We start from the raw sequence: 20,113 nt of genomic DNA, 5'->3' as shown, positions 1-20,113 counted from the left end.
AATGCATACCCAGAACACCCTCCAGGCCGCCACCGGCCAGCATGCCGGCGCCGTGCGCATCGGCTTCAACCACGGCTACGCCTTCGACGGCGACAGCGTCCGCCTCGACGCAGAACTGCTGGTCGGCAATCCCGACATCGCCGCGGGCCAGGAATGGGCACTGCAACTGTGGGCCTGCGAGGCGCCCTTCGCGGGCGAAGCGGTCCGCGGCACCAAGGTGGCCGAACTCGCGGTCGGTCAGCTCGACGCCCTCAACCAGACCTGGATCAGCGCCTTTACCGCGGCCCTGCCGCCCGCCGGCCACACCGAGCACAGCATGGTGCTGATCCTGGCCAGCGGCCGCGACGGCCAGTTCGACAAGGTGCAGGACTTCGCCAACTTCCCGCGCCAGGAGAGCTTCGTACAGCCGCGCCTGACCGGCAGCGCCGGCTTCAGCCTCGGCGAACAGAGCGTCGGCCTGCGGGTGGACGGCATCGAGAATCCCCGGGTGGCGGATAACCTGAGCGGCACCCTGTCCCTCGAACTGTGGGCCCTGGCCGCGCCCTACGTCGCCGGCGCCCCCGAAGGCGTTCAACTGGCAGCCTCCAACCTGGGCACCCTGCCCGGCCAGAACGGCTGGCACAACCTCGACCTGACCCTGCCGCTGGCCGCCCGTCCCGCCGGCACCTGGCACGTCACCCTGCTGCTGTGCGAATGGACCGCCGCCGGCTACGCCACCCGCGACTTCGCCAACTTCTCGCTGCCGGTCAACTGGCCCGCCGAAACCGCCGCCGACACCGCCCCGCTGGCCGTCGAGCCGCAGCCCGCCGCGAAGCCCAAGGCCGCCCGCAAGGCCGCTCCAAAGGCTGCGGCCAAGACCGGCGGACCGACGCAGGTCTCCATCAACCGCGCCAGTGCCGCCGAACTGACCGCCGTGAAGGGCCTGCCGAAGGCCGCCGCCGCCGCTATCATCGCCGCGCGCCCCTTCAAGACCATCGACGAACTGCTCACCGTCAAAGGCATCGGCGCCAAGCTGCTCGACAAACTGAAGGACAACCTGAGCCTGTAAGTCACACCGGGGCTCCCACCACGGGAGCCCCCGCGCCATCTCCCCTGCCGGGGCGAATGAATGCGCTCCTACGGGGAAACCGTCAGGCTGTCGTCCATACCCCGTCGCCCGTCGCCTCCAGCCAGCACAGCCAGGCCCGCACGTCGAACTCGAACTGGTGGTAATCCGGCTCCATGCGGCAGCACAGCTGGTAGAAGGCCTTGTCGTGCTGACGCTCCTTCAGGTGCGCCAGCTCATGCACCACGATCATCCTCAAGAACTCCGGCGGCGCCTCACGGAACAAGTTGGCGACACGGATCTCCCGCTTGACCTTCAGCTTGCTGCCCTGCAACCGCGCCACCGTGGTGTGCGTACCCAGCGCATTGTGAATCGTCTGCAGCTTGCCATCGAAAGCCACCTTGCTGAGGGGCTCGGCGTTACGCAGATGGCGCGCCTTCAGCTCGGTCACATACTCATACAGGGCCGTGTCGTTGCGCACCTCGTGGGCCTGTGGGTACTTTTCCAGCAACAACGGGCCTAGACGGCGCTCATCGAGCAGCTCGCGCACCTGGCTGACCAGATTGTCGGGATAACCGGAAAGATATTTGAGGGACACGGAAACGGACATCTGCAGCACAAACGGAACGGAAGGACGCAATTCTAGCGGTTGACGCAGGGGCACTTTGATCTTCCGCAATGCAGGGGATATCCTGTCGGCGTAATTTACTGACCAATTAGTCATTAACTACCCGGTGGAGGATTCGATGAAGGCTCCCCGTCCCCAGCATCTCCCTGCAACAGGCCCACGTCGTTGGGCACACCCCATGTTGCTGGCCGTGCTGCTCGCCACCACGCTGCCGGCCTGGTCGGCTGAAACCCTGGCCGACGCCTGGCGCCAGGCCCTGTCCGTGGATGCCCGCCTGCGTGCCGCCGACGCGGAAGCCGACGCTGCCCGCGCCACCCACGAAGCCGCCCGCGGGCTGGCGCTGCCGAAAGCCACCGCCAGCTCCAGCTACACGATGCTGAGCCGGGAGCCGGCCGCGCTGATCGGCCTGCCTCCCATCCCCGGCGTCACGCTGCCCGACCAGATGCCGCTATCGGAGCGCAACTACGCGACCCACGCGCTGCAGGCCACGTTGCCGGTGTACACCGGCGGGCGCATCAGCGCCGCGGTGAATGCCGCCGAGGCCGGTGTGCAAGCCAGTGGCTTCGAGCGCACGCGCAGCGAGCAGGCCATCAAGCTCGACGTCGCCGAGACCTACCTGAACGTGCTGCGGGCGCGCAGCGCACTGGCCGCCGCCGAACGCCATCTGGCCGCCCTCGACGCCCATGCGGCCGATGTGGCCGAGCTCGGCAAGCAGGGCCTGGTGGCCCGCAACGACATCCTGTCGGTGGCCGTCGCCCAGGCCGACGCCCGCCAGCGCCTGACCCAGGCCCGCAATGCCGCCGAACTCGCCGCCGCAGCCTACAACCGCCTGCTCGGCCGCCCGCTCGACAATCCGGTGGACATCGCCGAACCTGCCGCAAATAGCACCGCCCGCCCGGATATCGCCGCCCTCGAAGCCCGTGCCCGCGGCCTGCGCCCGGAAATCGCGCTACTCGGCGCCCACGCCGAAGCCACCGACCACGAAGCCGAGATGGAACGCGCCGGCACCCGCCCGCAGGTCGGCATCAAGGCCGCGGTGCTGCACGAGGACAACCGCTACCGGGTCAACCAGGACGTGGCCCAGCTGATGGTCGGCGTGCAGTGGGACCTCTTTGACGGCAACGTGCAGCACCGCCGCGCCGATGCCGCAGCGGCCCGAGCCCGCGCCGCCCGCGAGCGCCAGGACGACGCCGCCAGCCTGATCGCGCTGGAAGTCCGCAAGGAATGGCTGGCCGTCGGCGAAGCCGACGAACGCCTGGCTACCACCCGCACAGCGCTGGCCCAGGCCGACGAAAACCTGCGGGTCGCCCGCGACCGCTACCGCAACGGCGTCGGCACCCACACCGAGGTGCTCGACGCGGAAGCCCTGCGCAGCCTCACCGACAGCAATCACCTCAACGCCCACTACGATCTCCACCTCGCCCAGCTCCGGCTCAAGAAGGCCGTCGGCGAGCTGTAACGGGAGCCCGCCATGCGATTCGACAAGAAGAACCTCCTGATCGGCCTGGTGGCCGTGGCCGTCGTCGGCGGCGGCATCTGGGCCTGGCAGCGCTTCGCCGGCAGCGGCGCGCTGCCGGAAGGTCTGATCCAGGCCAACGGCCGCATCGAGGGCGACCACACCACCGTCGCCAGCAAGCTGGCCGGGCGCATCGCGGTGCTGAAGGCCCGCGAGGGCGACGCCGTGCAGGCCGGGCAGGTACTGGCTCAACTCGAAGACACCCAGCTCGCCGCCAAACAGCAGCAGGCCGACGCCGCTGTCGCAACCATCGCCGCCCAGTTGCAGGCCGCCCGCGCCCAGCTGGCCATTGCCCGCCGCGAAGTGCCGCTGGCCGAAGCCAGCGCCGACGCCGTGCTCGCCAAGGCCCGCGCTGCCGAAGCCCAGGCCGCCAAGGATGCCCGGCGCTTCGACGAGTTGGCCGAACGCGGCACCGTCGAACCCCGCCGCGCCGAGCAGATGCGCCTCGCCCACACGAGCTCCGCCGCCGACCTGCGCCAGGCCGAGCAGAGCCTCAGCTCCGCCCGCCTCGGCCACGACAAGGTGAAAGCCCGCGAGAACGACGTCGCCGCGCTGGAAGCCGGCCTGCGCCAGGCCGAAGCGGCGGCGAAGGAAGTCGCCAGCCTGGTGGATGACCTCACCCTGCGCGCGCCGACCGGCGGCGTGATCCTCACCCGCCTGCGCGAAGCGGGCGAGATGGTTGCTGCCGGCACGCCCATCTTCGACTTGGTGGATCTCAACAAGCTCTACCTCAAGGTCTACGTGCCGGAAAAGCAGATCGGCCAGCTGCGCCTCGGCCTGCCGGCGCAGGTGTATACCGACGCCTTCCCCGACAAGGCCTTTCCCGCCACCACCCGCTACATCGCGTCCCAGGCCGAATTCACGCCGAAGGAAGTGCAGACCCCCGACGAGCGGGTCAAGCTGACCTACGCGGTGAAGCTCTACTTCGACGCCAACCCCGAACACCGCCTGACCCCCGGCGTACCCGCCGACGCAGTAATCCGCTGGAAGGACGGCGTGCCCTGGCAGGCACCGCGCTGGTAAACACCACCATGGCCGCCACTGCCATCCGCGTCGAAGGCTTCACCAAGCGCTACGGCAAGCGCCTGGCCGCCGACGGCCTGGCGCTGACCGTGCAGCGCGGTGAGATCTACGGCCTGGTCGGCGCCGACGGGGCCGGCAAGTCCAGCCTGATGAAGGCGGTGGCCGGCGTGCTGGCCCACGACGGCGGCACGGTGGAAGTCTTCGGCACGGTCATCGATTCCGAGCGGGCCGCCGAAAAGGTCAAGCAACGCATCGGCTTCCTGCCCCAGGGGCTGGGCCTCAACCTCTACCCGGATCTGTCCATCGAGGAGAACGTGGATTTCTTCGGCCGCCTGCGCGGCGTGCCGGGCGCGGAGTTGGCCGAGCGCAAGAACATGCTCCTCGGCATGACCCGCCTCGACGCCTTCCGCAACCGCCCGATGCGCCAGCTGTCCGGCGGCATGAAGCAGAAGCTCGGGCTGGTGTGCACGCTGATCCACGAACCCGAGCTGGTCATCCTCGACGAACCAACCACCGGGGTCGATCCGGTGTCGCGCCGCGATTTCTGGGCCATCCTCGGTAAATTGCTGGAGGAAAAAGGCATCACCGCGCTGGTGTCCACCGCCTACCTGGACGAGGCCGACCGCTTTCACCGCGTGTCCCTGTTCCACGAGGGCAAGGTGATGGGCGAAGGCACACCGGCCGAACTGATCGCCCGCGTGCCCGGCACCCTCGCCCTGTTCCGCGCCGAACCCCAGGCCGACGCGCTGCCGCGCCTGAAAGCGCAGTTCCCGCAGACCGAAGCAATGGGCGCCTGGCTGCGGGTGTTTGCCGAAGGGCTGGATGCGGCCCAAGCGCGGGCGGCTGTCGACACCTGTCTTGCCACGTCCGCCCCCGCCAGCACTGCCATTCAAGTCACCGAGTGGTTTGACCGCGAGCCCGAACTAGAGGATGTCTTCGTAGCCATGTTGCGTCAGCGCGGAGCGCGACTCGACACCAGCCTGCCAGCCGACGCACCCGCCGCCGCTCCGACCTCGACGCTGGCCATCGAAGCCACCGGCCTGACCCGTGTCTTCGGCGATTTCCGCGCCGCCGACGCGGTGAGCTTTGCGGTGCCCCAGGGCGAGATCTTCGGCCTGCTCGGCGCCAACGGGGCCGGCAAGACCACGGTGATCAAGATGCTCACCGGCATCCTCAAGCCCTCGTCGGGCTCCGGCCGCGTGGCCGGTGCCGACATGCGCAGCGCCGGGCTGGCCATCAAGGAGCGCATCGGCTACATGAGCCAGGCCTTCTCCCTGTACCACGACCTGTCGGTGGTCGAGAACATCCGCCTGTACGCCGGCATCTACGGCCTCGACGACCGCCGCGCGCGCCAGCGCAGCGACTGGGTGATCGGCATGGCCGGGCTGGCCGGCTTCGAGAACGACGCCGCTGGCCGCCTTCCGATGGGCTTGCGCCAGCGCCTGGCCCTCGGCTGCGCGCTGGTCCACGAGCCGCGCGTGCTGTTCCTCGACGAGCCCACCTCCGGCGTCGATCCGATCGGCCGCCGCATGTTCTGGGACATCCTCTTTCACCTGTCACGGCGCGAAGGCGTGGCGATCCTGGTGACCACTCACTACATGAGCGAGGCCGAGCACTGCGACCACCTGGCCCTGATGTTCGCCGGCCGCGTCGTCGCCGACGCCTCGCCGGAGGCCATGAAGCAGGAGCTGGTCACCCGTGCCGGCCAGTTGCTCGAGCTGCGCGTCGACCGCCCAGTGCCGGCCCAGAACGCCCTGCGCGACGCAGGCTTCGCCAACGTGGCGCTGCACGGGCGGGCCGTGCACCTGCTGTCGCGCGATGCCGACACCGACCGTAAACGCCTGCCGGCCCTGCTCGACAAAGCCGGCATCGCGGTGCAGTCGGTCGGCCTGCGCCCGCTGTCGATGGAAGACGTCTTCGTGCAGCGCATCACCGCGCTGGAAGACGCCGGACGGAGATCGCCATGAACGGCCAACGCATCGTCGCCCTGGCCTGGAAGGAATGGCGCGAGATCATCCGCGACCGCCTGTTCTTTGCGCTGGCCTTCGTCGTGCCGGCCATGCTGATGTTGCTGTTCGGCTTCGGCCTGACCCTCGACGTGGAAAACCTGCCCTTCGCGGTGGTCGATTACGACAAGACCGCGGCCAGCCGCGACTACGCCTACCGCTTCATCTCGTCGCGCTATTTCGCCTTCCAGGGCTACGCCGCCGACGAGCACGACGTGGACGCGCTGCTCGCCGACAACCAGGTGCGCATGGTGCTGGTGATCCCGCCGCGCTTCGACGAACGCCTGGGGCGCGGCGAGCCGGCACCGGTGCAGGTGCTGATCGACGGCACCTTCCCGGAACGCACCCAGACCAGCATGGGCTACGTGGCGGCCATCAACAGCGCGGTGAGCCTCGACAACATGGCCCACGCCCTGTCCCGCGGACGCGGCATTCCGCTCGCCGAGGCGCGCCAGCGGGTCCAGCCGGTCAAGCTGGAGGTGCGCTACCTCTACAACCAGAGCGTGAAGAGCATCTGGTCGCTGGCGCCCAAACTGATCATGCTGATCATGATGCTGTCGCCGCCCTTCCTCACCGCCGTCGGCGTGGTGCGCGAAAAGGAATCCGGCTCCATCTTCAACATCTACTCGTCCACCGTCTCGCCGGGCGAATTCCTGCTCGGCAAGCTGGCGCCTTACGTGGCGATCTCCATCGCCAACGCGATGTTCCTGTGGCTGCTCGCCACCTGGCTGTTCGGCTCGCCCTTCAAGGGCGACCCGCTGTTCTTCGCCTTCGCCACGGTGCTCTACGTGATCTGCACCACCGGCATCGGACTGGTGATCTCGATGCTGGTGCAAACCCAGGTGGCGGCGATGATCGTCGCCAGCATCGTCAGCATCATTCCGGCGGTGCTCTACTCCGGCGTGCTGCTGCCGCTGCCCTCCCTGTCGCCGGCGGCATCGATGCTGGCCCACGCGCTGCCGCCGATGTACTACACCAACATCGTCGTCGGCTGCTTCCTGAAAGCGGTGAGCTGGCACGCCCTGTGGGTCGAGGTACTGGTGCTGGCCGCCTACGCGGTAGGCCTGTTCGGGCTGGGCTACCTGCTGTTCACCAAGAGGCCGAAAGCATGAGCCACATGACGAACGGCGGACTCCTCTCGGTGGCCGGCCTGCGCCGCCTGCGGGTGATGACGCAGAAGGAGCTGCTGCAACTGTTCCGCGACGCGGCCCTGATGGTGTTCTTTCTGTACAGCTTCACCGGCGACATCTACATGGCCGCCTCCGGGGTCAGCATGCAGCTCAAGAACGCCGCCATCGCCACCCTCGACGGCGACCGCAGCTTCGCCTCGCGGGAGCTGGCGAGCCGCTTCCAGCCGCCCTATTTCCAACCTGCCGGCAGCGTGGCCGACGCCCGCCAGGCGATCCGCCGCCTCGACGACGGCGACGTGATGGCCGTGCTCGACATCCCGCCGCGCTTCCAGGAACGCCTGCAGCGCGGCGAACAGGTGTCGGTACAACTGCAGGTGGACACCTCCAACTCGGTGCTCGGCTTCCTCACCTCCAGCTACGGTGCGCAGATCGTCGGCAAGTACGCCCTCGAAGCCGCCGCCCAGCGGGAAGGGCTGGGTGCAGCCGGCGGCATCGCCGGCCCGCTGGTCGAAGCCGACACCCGCGTGTGGTACAACCCCAACCAGAACGACGCGTGGTTCATGGGCATCTCCGAGCTGCTCACCGTCGTGACCCTCTTCTCCATCCTGCTGCCGGCGGCGGCGATGGTCCGTGAGAAGGAGCGTGGCACCATCGAGCAGCTGATGGTCACGCCGCTGACGTCTTTCCAGATCCTCTTCCCGAAGGTCGTCGCGATGACGCTGGTGATCCTCGCCGGCAGCGCCATCGCGCTGTTCGGGGTGCTCGGCCCGCTGTTCCAGCTGCCGATGCGCGGCAGCCTCGTCAGCTTCTTCCTGATCACCGCCCTTTACGTATTCACCACCGCCGGCCTCGGCCTGCTGGCCGCCACCGTGGCCCGCAACCTGGCCCAGGTCGGCATGCTGACGGTGGTGATCCTGATGCCGATGCTGCTGCTCTCCGGCGCGTGGACACCCATCGAGGCGATGCCCCCGTGGATGCGCGGGCTGGCCTGGATCTCGCCGCTGCACTACTTCCTCGACGCCGCCTACGGCATCCTGCTGAAGGGCGTCGGCATGGACCTGCTGTGGGATTCGGTGCTGGCGATGAGCGTACTCGGCGTCGTCGTCTTCGCCGCCGGCATGCGCCGCTTCAGCCGCCAGTTCGGCTGAGCCCGGCAGCAAGAGGCCTCGGCAACGCACCTTCCGTTACGGAATGGCGTAGAGTCTTGTTCGAATAACAAGAACAGTTTTGTCGATGCCAGCCTTGCCAAGTCCATCCGCCCTCAGCCCCCTGCTCGTCCGCAGCCTGTGCCTGCTGGCGGGTGTCGCGCTGTGCCTGCTGCAAGGGCTGGCCCGGGCCGACAATGGGCCGCCGCCGCCCCATGTGCTCTTCCTCAATTCCTATCATCCGGGCTACGCGTGGAGCGATGCCATCGAAGAGGGCATCCGCAAGGAGCTCTCAGACGACACGCGCCAGGTGGAGCTGTCGGTGGAGTACCTGGACGCTCGCCGCTTCCCCGACACCGCCCGCATGGACATCCTTGCCGATGCCATGGCGATCAAGTACCGCGGCTACCGGCACGACCTGCTGATCGTGTCCGACAACGACGCCTTCGACTTCGCGATCCGCCACCGGGAACGCCTGTTTCCCGGCCTGCCCATCGTCTTCTGCGGCTTCAACCACTTCCGCCCCGAGGCGTTGAAAGGCATCACCAACATCACCGGCGTGAACGAGGAGATCGACATCGGCGCCACGGTGAAGCTGGCACTCAAAATCCATCCCGCCACGCGCCAGCTGGTCTTCATCCTGTCCACCGGCGACCCGAGCAGCGCGCGCAGCGCCAGCGAGGCCGAAACCAGCATCCTGCCCCGCTACAAGGCACGCTTCCAGGTGAGCGTGCTGAAGGACGCCTCGATGCAGACCATCCGGGAGCGCCTGCAGTCCCTGCCGCCCAACGCGCTGGTCTTCCTCGCCGGGCAGACCAGCGACCGCGGCGAGGGACGCGCGCTGACGCCGGTCGAGAACGGCCGCCTGGTGGCCGCTGCCAGCCCGGTGCCGGTTTACACCTTTTGGGATTTTCATCTCGGTACTGGTGTGCTCGGCGGCCACGTCCTCAACGGTCTCGACCAGGGCCGCGAGGCCGCCCGCCTGGCACGCCAGGTCCTCGACGGACGCAAGGCGTCCGACATCCCGGTCACGATGAGCTCACCGACCCGCGACCTGTTCGACTACCCTACGCTGCAACGCTTCGACATCCCGCTCAGCGCCCTGCCCGAAGGCGCCGAGATCATCGATGCCCCGAGCAGCCTGTGGGCGCTGCATCGCGGCCAGATCCTCGCTGCCATCCTCGTCGTGGTGCTGGAAGGCCTGCTGATCGTCGCCCTGGTGCGCATCGCCGGCCAGCGCCGCCAGGCCCTCGCCGAACTCGCCGAGGAACGCAGCCTGCTGGAAGCACGGGTGCGCGAACGCACCGCCGAGCTGGCCAACGCCAACGCCCAGCTCACCGACGAGGTCACCGAACGCCGCCGCGCCGAGTGCAGCCTGCGCGAAGCGGTGGCGGTCACCGAAACCGTGCTGCTGGCCTCGCCGGTACCGATCGGCGTGTACCGCGACACCGGCCCCTGCGTGATGGCCAACGAGAGCTACGCCCGCCTGGTGGGCGCGACCCGCGAACAGCTGCTGGCCCAGAGCTTCCACAGCATCCACGCCTGGCACGCGACCGGAATCCATGACGATTGCCTGCGGGCCCTGCAGACCGATACCCGCCAGCAGCGCCAGATCCATGTGACGACCTCCTTCGGCCGGGAAATCCGGGCCGACTGCCTGATCCTGCCGGTGCACCTCAACAACGAGAAGCACCTGCTGATCCAGTTCGTGGACCAGACCGAGAGGACCCAGATGCTGACCGAGCTGGAGCGGCACCGCCAGCACCTGGAAGCCCAGGTCAGCCTGCGCACCACCGAACTGCAGGCCGCCAAGGAACTGGCCGAGAGCGCCAACCGGGCGAAAAGTACCTTCCTGGCCAACCTCAGCCACGAAATCCACACCCCGCTCAACGCCATCCTCGGCTTCACCCGCATCCTGCGGGACAAGAGCAGCGATGCCACCCAGCGGGACCGCCTGGAACGGGTCCTGAAAGCCGCCGGTGCCCTGCACCAGATTCTCGACGACCTGCTCGACCTGGCGGCCCTCGATGCAGACCGCATCCCGATCAACGCCAGGGAATTCCCCGTCGACGAACTGGCCCGCCGGGTGGCCGAGGCCACCGGCGCCGACCTGCAGGCCCGCGGCCTGGACTACACGGTGGACCTTGGCAGCCTGCCGACGCGCCTGAAGGGCGACCCGCAGCGCATCGGCCAGATGCTGATCAACTACGTCGGCAATGCCGCCAAGTTCACCGAGCGGGGTTTCGTCGCCCTGCGCGGCCGCGTGCTGCGGGAGGATGCCGCCGGACTACTGCTGCGCTTCGAGGTGCAGGACTCGGGCATCGGCGTGAAGCCCGAGGACCAGCAACGCATCTTCCTCAGCTTCGAGCAGGCCGACGGCTCCTTCACCCGCCGCCACGGCGGTACCGGCCTCGGCCTCGCCATCAACCGCAAACTGGCCCGCCTGATGGGCGGCGAAACCGGCGTGGACAGCACACCGGGCGAAGGCAGCACCTTCTGGTTCACCGTCCGCCTGCAACCGTAGGGGCGAACGAATCCGCCTCACCAGAACCCTCCGTGGAATCTGCAGCTACAGCCAGTCCACCAGTGAAACGCCGATACCGAGCGTGGTCTGGCGGTGGTTGTAGTCGATCAACGTCTCGCCGAAGCCGTTGAACAGCTGTACGAAACCCTTCAGATTGCGGTGGATCGGGAAGCTCCAGTCGAGCTGGACCGAGCCACGGCCGGCCAGCAAGGGGCCGCGCAGGTTGAGGCCGATGCCGTGCTCGCCGAACTTCCACATGGCCTGCAGATCGCCGTAGCCCAGGTAGCGGCCGATGTCCGGGTTGTCGTCGTGGCTGGCCTTCTCGGGCAGGCGATACCACGGCCGCAGCACCAGCGCGAAGTCGCCGCGCTCCACGCCGACCTGGGCGGTGATGCGGTTCCAGCTGCGCGACAGCGGCACCGCGCGGCCATTGGACTGGTGATTGAGCCCCAGCGCCAGCATCTTCACCTTGAAGCCCAGCCCGGCGTCCAGATTGCTGCGGAACACCGCCATCAGTTCAGGCTCGTAGTCCGTCTCGCGGAACGGCGAGGAATTGCTCTTGTTGTACACCTGCCAGCTCGACTGCTGGGTGTAGCCCAGCCACAGGTCGCCGTGATGGCCGACGAGGCCTTCCCACAGCTTGGTCTTGAAGCTGATCTGGTACTTGGCCTCCACTGGCACCACGTCCTGGGGTTCGCTTACGCTGTGCAAGGGGCTCGGCGAGCCGGGCTGGCGGTTGGCGGACGTGGTCCATCGCCCGAGCAGCATGTAGGTGGGCTTGTAGGGCTTGATCAGGAAACTGCCGCGCTTGTCCTCGGCGTCCAACTCCCAGCGGGCAGTAAACGGCGGCGAATCGGAAACCGGGGCCGGCGGCGCCTCCTGGTGGTTGCGGCCGACCGCCGCGTCGTAGCAGGCCAGCCTCTCGGTGTTATCGGCGATCGCCGCGCAGGCTGCCGGATCACCGGCGTTTGCGACGGGTGCCGCAAGCACGCCGGTCGCTACCAACAGCGCAGCTCCCAGCCGGCATCTTCCCGCTTCCGTCTTGCCTACCATCCATACTCCCTTCCTGAACACCCGAATCCTCCCTCCCGGCACACCGCGCCCGCGGCACTGCATAGCGGCTATGCACGTGAAGCCATGAGCAGCCATCGCAAGCCGCCCATACTGTAGCCCCCAACCGACATTTAATCATCATGACAACGACGACCACAGGCGCCGAAGAGCGCCTCGGCCTGCCCCCCTGGCTGGTCCTGCTCGGCGTGCTGACCGCCATCGGCCCGCTGTCCATCGACATGTACCTGCCCAGCTTCCCGCAGATCGAGCGCAGCCTCGGCGGGCAGCCCGGCAGCGTCGAGCTGACCCTCGCTGCCTTCTTCATCGGGCTGACCCTCGGCCAGCTTTTCTACGGCCCCTTCAGCGACCGCTTCGGCCGCAAGAAGCCGCTCTACATCGGCCTGGCGCTGTACACCGTGGCAGCCGTCGGCGCCGCCTGTGCGACGAGCATCCCGGCGCTGATCGCCTGGCGTTTCGTGCAGGGCCTCGGCGGCTGCGCCGGCATCATCATCCCCAGCGCCATCGTCCGCGACCGCTGCTCGGCGCGTGATTCCGCCCGCGCCTTCTCGCTGCTGATGCTGGTGATGGGCCTGGCCCCGATCCTCGCCCCGCTGCTCGGCGGCGCGCTGCTCGGCCTCGCCGGCTGGCGCAGCATCTTCGTCGTGCTGGCGGTGTTCGGCGCAGGCTGTCTGCTGGCCATCCGCGCCGGCCTGGCGGAAAGCCACGACACCCGCCACGAACCGCCGCTGCTGCTCGGCACCGTGCTGCGCAACTACGGCCGCCTGCTCGCCAACCGGGCCTTCCTCGGCTACGCGCTGGGCGGCGGCCTGGCCATGTCGGGCATGTTCGCCTACATCGCCGGCTCGCCCTTCGTGCTCATCGACCTGTACGGCGTCGCGCCGCAGGACTACGGCTGGTTCTTCGGCAGCAACGCCTTCGGCCTGATCGCCGCCAGCCAGCTCAACGCCCATCTGCTGAAGCGCTACCCGGCGACCCTGCTGCTGCGCCGGGCGCTGTGGGTGCCGCTGCTGACCGGCCTGCTGCTCGCCGGGCTGGCCTTCACCGGACAGATCTCGCTGCCGTGGTTCGTCGGCGCCTTCTTCTGCTTCGTCAGCAGCCTGGGGTTCATCATCCCCAACGCCACCGCTTCGGCGCTCGCCACCCACGGCCAGCAGGCCGGCACGGCTGCAGCCCTGGCCAGCGCGCTGCAGTTCTTCTTCGCGACCCTCGCCGGCGCGCTGGTCGGCCTGCTCCATGACGGCAGCGGCCGCCCGCTGGCGGCGGTGATGGCCGTGTGCGGCATCGGCGCCTGGGCCGCGCATCGTCTGCTGGTTGCCCACCACGACCACCATCACGCAAGCACCGCCGCAGCGTCGCAATCCGGCGCGGCCTGAGGAACGGCCTCCTGTCCTTCTTTTGTTGGGGCGAATTCATTCGCCCTCCGCGAGTGGATTGGCCACCGCGGGCGAATGAATTCGCCCCCACAGTCCACTGCCCCGCACACAAGCAATGGGAAGTGGAATCAGCCTCGTTCGAGCCTGGCATCTGGCCAGTCGCCGGATTCGACAAGCCGCGCCACCTCGTCCTTGATCAGCCGCACGATGTCCCACAGGCCATCCGGCACCACCCGGTTGCGCGCCAGCACCAGGCCGACCTGCCGGTGCACCTCTGGGTCGGTCAGCCGGCAGCTCTTCAGCGTGCCGGCGGCAAGCTCTTCCCTGATCGCCGCTTCGGGCAACAGGGTTCCACCGCAGCCTTCCATCACCAGCCGCTTGATGAGGGCGATGGAGCCGTCCAGCTCGACCGCGATCTGCGGCACGAAGCCGTTGCGGGCGGCCAAGGACGCCACCTGGAGGCGCAGGCCATGGTGGGTGCTCGGCAGGATCAACGGCACCTCCCGCAGTGCGGACACCGGCACGGCCTCGTCGGCCAAGGGATGATCCACCGGCAGCACCAGGCGCAGTCCTTCGTTGAGCAGCACGTCGGCCTGCACGACACCCTGCTCGGGCAGGTAGATCAGCGCCAGGTCCACGTCACCGCCGGCCAGCTTGTCGAGCAGCTGGTCGGCCAGCCCTTCCACCAAACGCAGGCGGGTATCGGGATAGCGTGCCTTCAGCAGCCGCGCCAAAGGCACGAAGAGCAGGCTGGCGATAGTCGGCTGAGCAGCGATGTGCAGCTGTCCCGGGCCGCGTCCGTCGCCTCCCTGCATCACCGAGCCGGCCTCGTCGAGCAGGCGGCCGACCGACTCGGCATATTCGAGCAGCTTCTCGCCCCTTTCGGTGGGCAGCACGCCGCGCCCGCTACGGTGCAGCAGGCGCGTACCGAGCTCCCCTTCCAGCGCCGCCAGGCGCCGGCTCAGAGTGGACTGGTCGACGCCGGTCTCGAGCGCGGCCCGCGAGATGCTGCCGGCCTTGACGATGCGCGCGAACAGCCGCAGGTCGTCGGAGTTCATCGGCTCAGGCGGCCTCGCCGCGGCGCGCCGCCAGGAACTCGCCGAGGATGCGCCCGGTGTGGGAGCGCGCCACCTGCACCACCGCCTCCGGCGGCCCTTCGGCAACGATCTCGCCGCCGCCGTCGCCGCCTTCCGGCCCGAGGTCCACGATCCAGTCCGCCTCGGCCATCAGGTCAAGGTCGTGCTCGATGACCAGCACCGTGTGGCCGGCGTCGGCGAGGCGGTGCAGCACGTGGATCAGCTTCTCCACGTCGGCCATGTGCAGGCCGACGGTGGGCTCGTCGAGCACGTACAGGGTGTGCTTCTCCGGCGGCAGCGGCCGGCCGGGGCCGGTGGCCGATTCGCCGGCGCGGCCGCGCACCTTGGACAGCTCGGAAACGAGCTTGATGCGCTGGGCCTCGCCACCGGACAGGGTCGGGCTGGGCTGGCCGAGGGTCAGGTAGCCGAGGCCTACGTCCTGCAGCAGGCGCAGCGGATGGGCAATGGCCGGGTGGGCGGCGAAGAAATCCACCGCGTCCTCCACCGCCATGTGCAGCAGGTCGGCCACCGTCTTGCCCTTCCACTGCACGGTCAGGGTTTCCGGATTGAAGCGGGCGCCGCCGCAAGCCTCGCAGGGCATCTTCACGTCGGGCAGGAAGTTCATCTCGATGGTGATCTGGCCCTGACCCTCGCACACCGGGCAACGGCCGGCGCCGGTGTTGAAGGAGAAGCGCGAGGCGTTCCAGCCGCGCATCTTGGCCTCGGTGGTTTCGGCGAACAGCTTGCGGATGGCGTCCCAGAAGCCGATGTAGGTGGCCGGGCAGGAGCGCGGCGTCTTGCCGATCGGCGTCTGGTCCACCTCCAGCACGCGACCGACCAGCTCGCGGCCGGCCAGTTCGGCGCAGCCCACCGGCGCACCCGCTGCCAGGCTGGCATGCAGCACGTCGCGGGCGAAGGTCGATTTGCCGGAGCCGGACACGCCGGTCACCACCGTCAGGCGGCCGAGGGGCACGCGGGCCGACACGTTCTTCAGGTTGTGCAGGCTGGCGTCGCGCACCACCAGCGCCGGCTGCTCGTCCGCCACCGCACGGCGCGGCGCCAGCGGATGCACCAGCGGCTGGCGGAAGCAGCGCCCGGTGGCCGATTCGGGCGCGGCCATCAGGTCGGCCAGCTTGCCTTCGGCGATGATGCGCCCACCGCGCACACCGGCGCCCGGGCCGATGTCGATGACGTGGTCGGCGCGGCGGATGGTGTCCTCGTCGTGCTCCACCACCAGCAAGGTGTTACCGCGACCGCGCAGGGCTTCCAGCGTGTCGAGCAGCAGCTGGTTGTCCCGCGGGTGCAGGCCGATGGTCGGCTCGTCGAGGATGTAGCACACGCCGGTGAGGTTGGAGCCGAGCTGGGCCGCCAGGCGGATGCGCTGCGCCTCGCCGCCGGACAGGGTCGGCGCGGCGCGGTCGAGGGCCAGGTAGCCGAGGCCAACCTTCTTCAGGAAGTCCAGCCGGCCGCGGATCTCGCCGACCAGGTCGCGGCCGATGTCGGCCTCCCGCCGGGCCAGCTGCAGGCCATCGAAGAAGTCCGCCACCTTGCCGACCGCCAGCGAGGCCAGCTCATGCAGGCCCAGGTCGCGGAAGCGCACCGCGCGGGCCACCGGGTTGAGGCGGGCGCCGTGGCAGCTCGGGCAGGCCTCGTCGCTGTCGGCCTCCAGTTCGCCCAGATCGAGGTCGTCCGGGTTCTCCACCTTGCCGGCGATCTTGATGCCGGTGCCGTAGCAGTCCGGGCACCAGCCGTGCTTGGCGTTGTAGGAGAACAGGCGCGGGTCGGGCTCCGGGAAGCTGGTGCCGCAATCCGGGCAGGCACGCAGCGTGGACAAAGTTGTCAGCGTCGCCGCCGCCTCGCCGAGCGGGAGCAGCTTGAGAACGCCCTTGCCGTGCTCCAGCGCTGCGGCCACGTATTCGCGCAGCGGGGTTTCGGTGTCCGGCCCGACCTGCACCATGCCCACCGGCAGCTCGATGTTGTGCTCCTTGTAGCGGTCGAGGCGCGGCCATTTCTTGGTCGGCAGGTAGTCGCCATCGACGCGTAGCTGCTCGAAACCCTTGCCCCGCGCCCACTTGGCGAGGTCGGTGTACAAGCCCTTGCGGTTGATGATCAGCGGCGCCAGCAGCTCGACGGAGCGGCCGTGGAAGTCGCGCTGGATCTGCGCGACGATGGCCTCGAAGCTCTGCGGCGTGACCGGCACGTCGCAGTCCGGGCAGTACTGGGTGCCGAGCTTCACGTAGAGCAGGCGCAGGAAGGGCTGGATCTCGGTGAGGGTGCCCACCGTGCTCTTGCGCCCGCCGCGGCTGACCCGCTGCTCGATGGCCACCGTCGGCGGAATGCCGAAGATCGCGTCCACCTCGGGCCGCGCCGACGGCTGCGCGAACTGGCGGGCGTAGGCGTTGAGCGACTCCAGGTAGCGCCGCTGGCCCTCGCCGAAGACGATGTCGAAGGCCAGCGTGGACTTGCCCGAGCCGGACAGGCCGGTGATCACCGTGAACTGGTCGCGGGGGATGTCCAGACTGACGTTCTTCAGGTTGTGGTGGCGGGCGTGGCGGATGGTGATCGCCTTCGGCACCACCGCCCGGTAGCGCGGCGCCGGCTCGGCCACCACCGGCGCAGCCTGCATCGCCGACAGCTGGGCGGCGTAGTCGGCCAGCGCCTTGCCGGTGTGGGAGGCCGGCGTGGCGATCAGGTCGGCCGGCCGGCCCTCGGCAACGATCAGGCCGCCGCCGCTGCCACCTTCCGGGCCAAGGTCGATCAGCCAGTCGGCGGCGGCGATCACGTCCAGGTTGTGCTCGATGACCACCAGCGAATGACCGGCGTCGAGGAGCTTCTCGAAGGCCGACAGCAGGCGCGCCACGTCCTCGAAGTGCAGGCCGGTGGTGGGCTCGTCGAACAGGAACAGCAGGCCGGGCTCGCTCGCCCCATCACCCTTTTTCGACTTCTTGGCCGCCAGTTGCGCCGCCTCGGCGAGGTAGCCGGCCAGCTTGAGGCGCTGGGCCTCACCGCCGGACAGGGTCGGCACCGGCTGGCCGAGGCGCAGGTATTCCAGCCCCACGTCGGCCAGCGGCGCCAGCGCGGCGAGCACCGCTTTCTGGTCGGCGAAGAAGGCCAGCGCTTCGGAGACGGTCATCTCCAGCACGTCGGCGACGCTCTTGCCGCGCCAGTTGAGGGCCAGGATCTCCGGCCGGTAGCGCTTGCCGTCGCAGTCCGGGCAACGCAGATACACGTCGGACAGGAACTGCATCTCCACGTGCTCGAAGCCCGAGCCGGTGCAGGTCGGGCAGCGCCCGGTGCCCGAGTTGAAGCTGAAGGTGCCCGGCGTGTAGCCACGCTCCTTGGCTTCCTCCAGGTTGGCGAAGAGCTTGCGGATGGCGTCCCAGGCGCCCACGTAGCTGACCGGGTTGGAGCGCGCGCTCTTGCCGATCGGCGACTGGTCCACCATCACCACGCCCTTGATCGCCTCCACGCCAGCGAAGCCTTCAAACGCGCCGGGATGCTCGGCCGGCTGGCCGAAGTGCTTGGCCAGCGCCGGGAACAGCACGTCCTGGATCAGCGTGGACTTGCCGGAGCCGGACACGCCAGTGACGCCAACCAGGCGCTGCAGCGGGATCGCCAGATCGACGCCGCGCAGGTTGTGCTGGCGGGCGCCGAGCAGCGTCAGGCGCGGCGTGTTGGCCTCTACCGGCCGCGGCACGCGGCGCGCATCGACGCGCTTGCGGCCGGCCAGGTAGGCACCCGTCAGCGAAGCCGGATCGTTGGCGATGCTCACCGGCGGGCCGTAGGCGACGATCTCGCCACCGCGCTCGCCGGGGCCGGGGCCGATGTCGAGCAGGCGGTCGGCGGCCAGCATCAGCTGCGGGTCGTGCTCCACCACCACCAGCGAGTTGCCGGCGTCGCGCAGGCGCTCCATCACCCCGAGGATGCGGTTGATGTCGCGCGGATGCAGGCCGATGGACGGCTCGTCGAGCACGAACAGCGTATTCACCAGCGAGGTGCCCAGCGCGGTGGTCAGGTTGATACGCTGCACCTCGCCGCCGGACAAGGTGCGCGACTGGCGGTCCAGCGTCAGGTAACCGAGGCCGACGTCCTGCAGGTACTTGAGGCGGCCCTTGATCTCGCCGAGCAGCAGCTCGGTGGCCTCGTCCAGCGGCGCCGGCAGCGTGAGCCCGGCGACGAAGGGGACGATCTCATCCACCGGGCGGGCCAGCAGTTCGTGGATCGCCCACTCGCCGGCAGCGGCCGGCAGCCGCCACAGCAGCGCGTCCGGCTTGAGACGGGCGCCGTGGCAGGCGGGGCACTCGGTGTAGCTGCGGTAGCGCGACAGCAACACCCGGATGTGCATCTTGTAGGCCTTGCTCTCCATCCAGTCGAAGAAGTGGCGGATGCCGTACCAGTGGCGCGGCCAGGACGCGTCCCAGCTCTTCCACTTGGGATCGCCCTCGAACAGCCATTCCCGATGCTCCGGCGGCAGGTCGCGAACCGGGATGTCCATGGCAACGCCGTACTTCTTCGCCATCTTGGCCAGGTCGTCCTGGCATTCCTTGAAGCTGGGGCTCTGCCAGGGCTTCACCGCGCCTTCGGCGAGGGTCTTGGACTCGTCCGGCACCACCAGCGAGAAATCCACCCCGATGACCCGACCGAAGCCCTTGCAGGTGTCGCAGGCGCCGATCGGCGAGTTGAAGGAGAACAGGCTCGGCGTCGGGTCGGAATAGGCGATGTCGCACTCGGCGCAGTGCAGGCCCGAGCTGAATTTCCAGCGCGTCTCGCCGTCGTCGGCCAGCGCATGCACGCTGAGGCGGCCGTGGCCGGCGCGCAGGCCGATCTCCAGCGCCTCCATCACGCGGGCGTGCTCGGCATTGCCGAGGCGGAAGCGGTCCTGCACCACGTGGAGCTGCTCGCCGTCGCGGGAATGGATGCGGGTGTAGCCCTGCTGGGCGAGGAGACCGGCGATCTCCTCGTCGCTGAAGCTCGTCGGCACAGTGACCGGGAAGCTCACCACCAGGCGCGGATCACCGGCCGCCGCCGCGCGGGCCGCCAGGTCGGCGAAGATCGTCGCCGGCGTGTCGCGGCTCACCGGCTTGCCGCAGCAGCGGCAGTGCAGCTTGGCGGCACGGGCGTAGAGCAGCTTGAAGTGGTCGGCCAGCTCGGTCATCGTGCCGACCGTCGAGCGGGAGGTGCGCACCGGGTTGGTCTGGTCGATGGCGATGGCCGGCGGCACGCCTTCGATGCGATCCACCTGCGGCTTGTCCATGCGGTCGAGGAACTGGCGCGCGTACGGGGAGAAGGTCTCCACGTAGCGGCGCTGGCCTTCGGCGTAGAGGGTGTCGAAGACCAGCGAACTCTTGCCGGAACCGGACACCCCGGTGACCACCACCAGTTCGTTGTGGGGGATGTCGAGGGACAGGTTCTTCAGGTTGTTCTGGCGGGCGCCGCGGATACGGATGGCGTCGGCGTCAGCAGGGCCGTGGTCGGCCGGGCAGGCGGGATCGGAACACATGGGCAGCAGGGTCGGAGAAGAGGCGGGCGGGCATTATTGTAGGGCCTGTTGGCAGACCCGCCGCAGCGCCGTC

General features: G+C 68.9%; 12 protein-coding genes. 8 read left to right on the top strand and 4 right to left on the bottom strand.

Translation table 11 applies throughout. The features are described 5' to 3' along the window. Nucleotide 1: 1 nt before the first annotated feature. A complete protein-coding gene (locus B4920_RS11530) occupies nt 2–1,048 on the top strand; it encodes a helix-hairpin-helix domain-containing protein (RefSeq protein WP_079434835.1) in 1,047 nt (348 codons plus the stop codon). A gap of 82 nt (nt 1,049–1,130) precedes the next feature. Here the strand turns inward: B4920_RS11530 and B4920_RS11525 are convergent, their stop codons facing one another. Further along, entirely contained in the window at nt 1,131–1,655 is a 525-nt protein-coding gene (locus B4920_RS11525; protein WP_079434910.1) for a M48 family metallopeptidase, read from the bottom strand. 196 nt (nt 1,656–1,851) lie between these two features. Here B4920_RS11525 and B4920_RS11520 point away from each other — a divergent pair, with 196 nt between their 5' ends. The 6 genes from B4920_RS11520 (at nt 1,852) to B4920_RS11495 (ending at nt 11,017) form a co-directional block, all read left to right on the top strand. Next, nucleotides 1,852–3,132 carry a TolC family protein gene (locus tag B4920_RS11520; protein WP_161493292.1) on the top strand — a complete coding sequence of 427 codons (1,281 nt, stop codon included), beginning with the start codon at nt 1,852–1,854 and terminating at the stop codon, nt 3,130–3,132. Between the two features lie 12 nt (nt 3,133–3,144). Further along, a complete protein-coding gene (locus B4920_RS11515) occupies nt 3,145–4,212 on the top strand; it encodes an HlyD family secretion protein (protein ID WP_079434833.1) in 1,068 nt (355 codons plus the stop codon). An 8-nt stretch (nt 4,213–4,220) separates the two neighbouring features. Further along, nucleotides 4,221–6,179 carry an ATP-binding cassette domain-containing protein gene (locus B4920_RS11510; protein WP_079434832.1) on the top strand — a complete coding sequence of 653 codons (1,959 nt, stop codon included), beginning with the start codon at nt 4,221–4,223 and terminating at the stop codon, nt 6,177–6,179. Continuing rightward, on the top strand, nt 6,176–7,330 hold the full coding sequence (locus B4920_RS11505; protein WP_079434831.1) for an ABC transporter permease: 1,155 nt from the start codon (nt 6,176–6,178) through the stop codon (nt 7,328–7,330). The genes B4920_RS11510 and B4920_RS11505 overlap by 4 nt, the downstream gene beginning before the upstream one ends. After that, entirely contained in the window at nt 7,327–8,496 is a 1,170-nt protein-coding gene (locus tag B4920_RS11500) for an ABC transporter permease (protein WP_079434830.1), read from the top strand. Before B4920_RS11505 ends, B4920_RS11500 begins: the two co-directional genes overlap by 4 nt. A 94-nt stretch (nt 8,497–8,590) precedes the next feature. Beyond that, complete coding sequence (locus B4920_RS11495; protein WP_161493291.1) at nt 8,591–11,017, top strand: ABC transporter substrate binding protein; 2,427 nt, start codon at nt 8,591–8,593, stop codon at nt 11,015–11,017. A gap of 45 nt (nt 11,018–11,062) precedes the next feature. Here B4920_RS11495 and B4920_RS11490 read toward each other — a convergent pair whose 3' ends face one another. Beyond that, complete coding sequence (locus B4920_RS11490) at nt 11,063–12,070, bottom strand: phospholipase A (RefSeq protein WP_079434828.1); 1,008 nt, start codon at nt 12,068–12,070, stop codon at nt 11,063–11,065. Nucleotides 12,071–12,210: 140 nt separating this feature from the next. Between B4920_RS11490 and B4920_RS11485 the strand changes: the two genes are divergently transcribed. Continuing rightward, entirely contained in the window at nt 12,211–13,464 is a 1,254-nt protein-coding gene (locus tag B4920_RS11485; protein WP_079434827.1) for a Bcr/CflA family multidrug efflux MFS transporter, read from the top strand. A 128-nt stretch (nt 13,465–13,592) separates the two neighbouring features. Here the strand turns inward: B4920_RS11485 and B4920_RS11480 are convergent, their stop codons facing one another. Beyond that, the gene (locus tag B4920_RS11480; RefSeq protein WP_079434826.1) at nt 13,593–14,522 is read right to left on the bottom strand and encodes a LysR family transcriptional regulator; all 930 of its coding nucleotides are present in this window, start codon (nt 14,520–14,522) and stop codon (nt 13,593–13,595) included. Between the two features lie 4 nt (nt 14,523–14,526). After that, nucleotides 14,527–20,040: an excinuclease ABC subunit UvrA gene (uvrA, locus tag B4920_RS11475; RefSeq protein WP_079434825.1), complete on the bottom strand. Its 5,514-nt coding sequence runs from the start codon at nt 20,038–20,040 to the stop codon at nt 14,527–14,529. Nucleotides 20,041–20,113 lie beyond the last annotated feature (73 nt).

The organism is Zoogloea sp. LCSB751, assembly GCF_002028455.1.
Classification (GTDB): domain Bacteria; phylum Pseudomonadota; class Gammaproteobacteria; order Burkholderiales; family Rhodocyclaceae; genus Zoogloea.
This window is presented reverse-complemented; position numbering and strand designations above follow the sequence as displayed.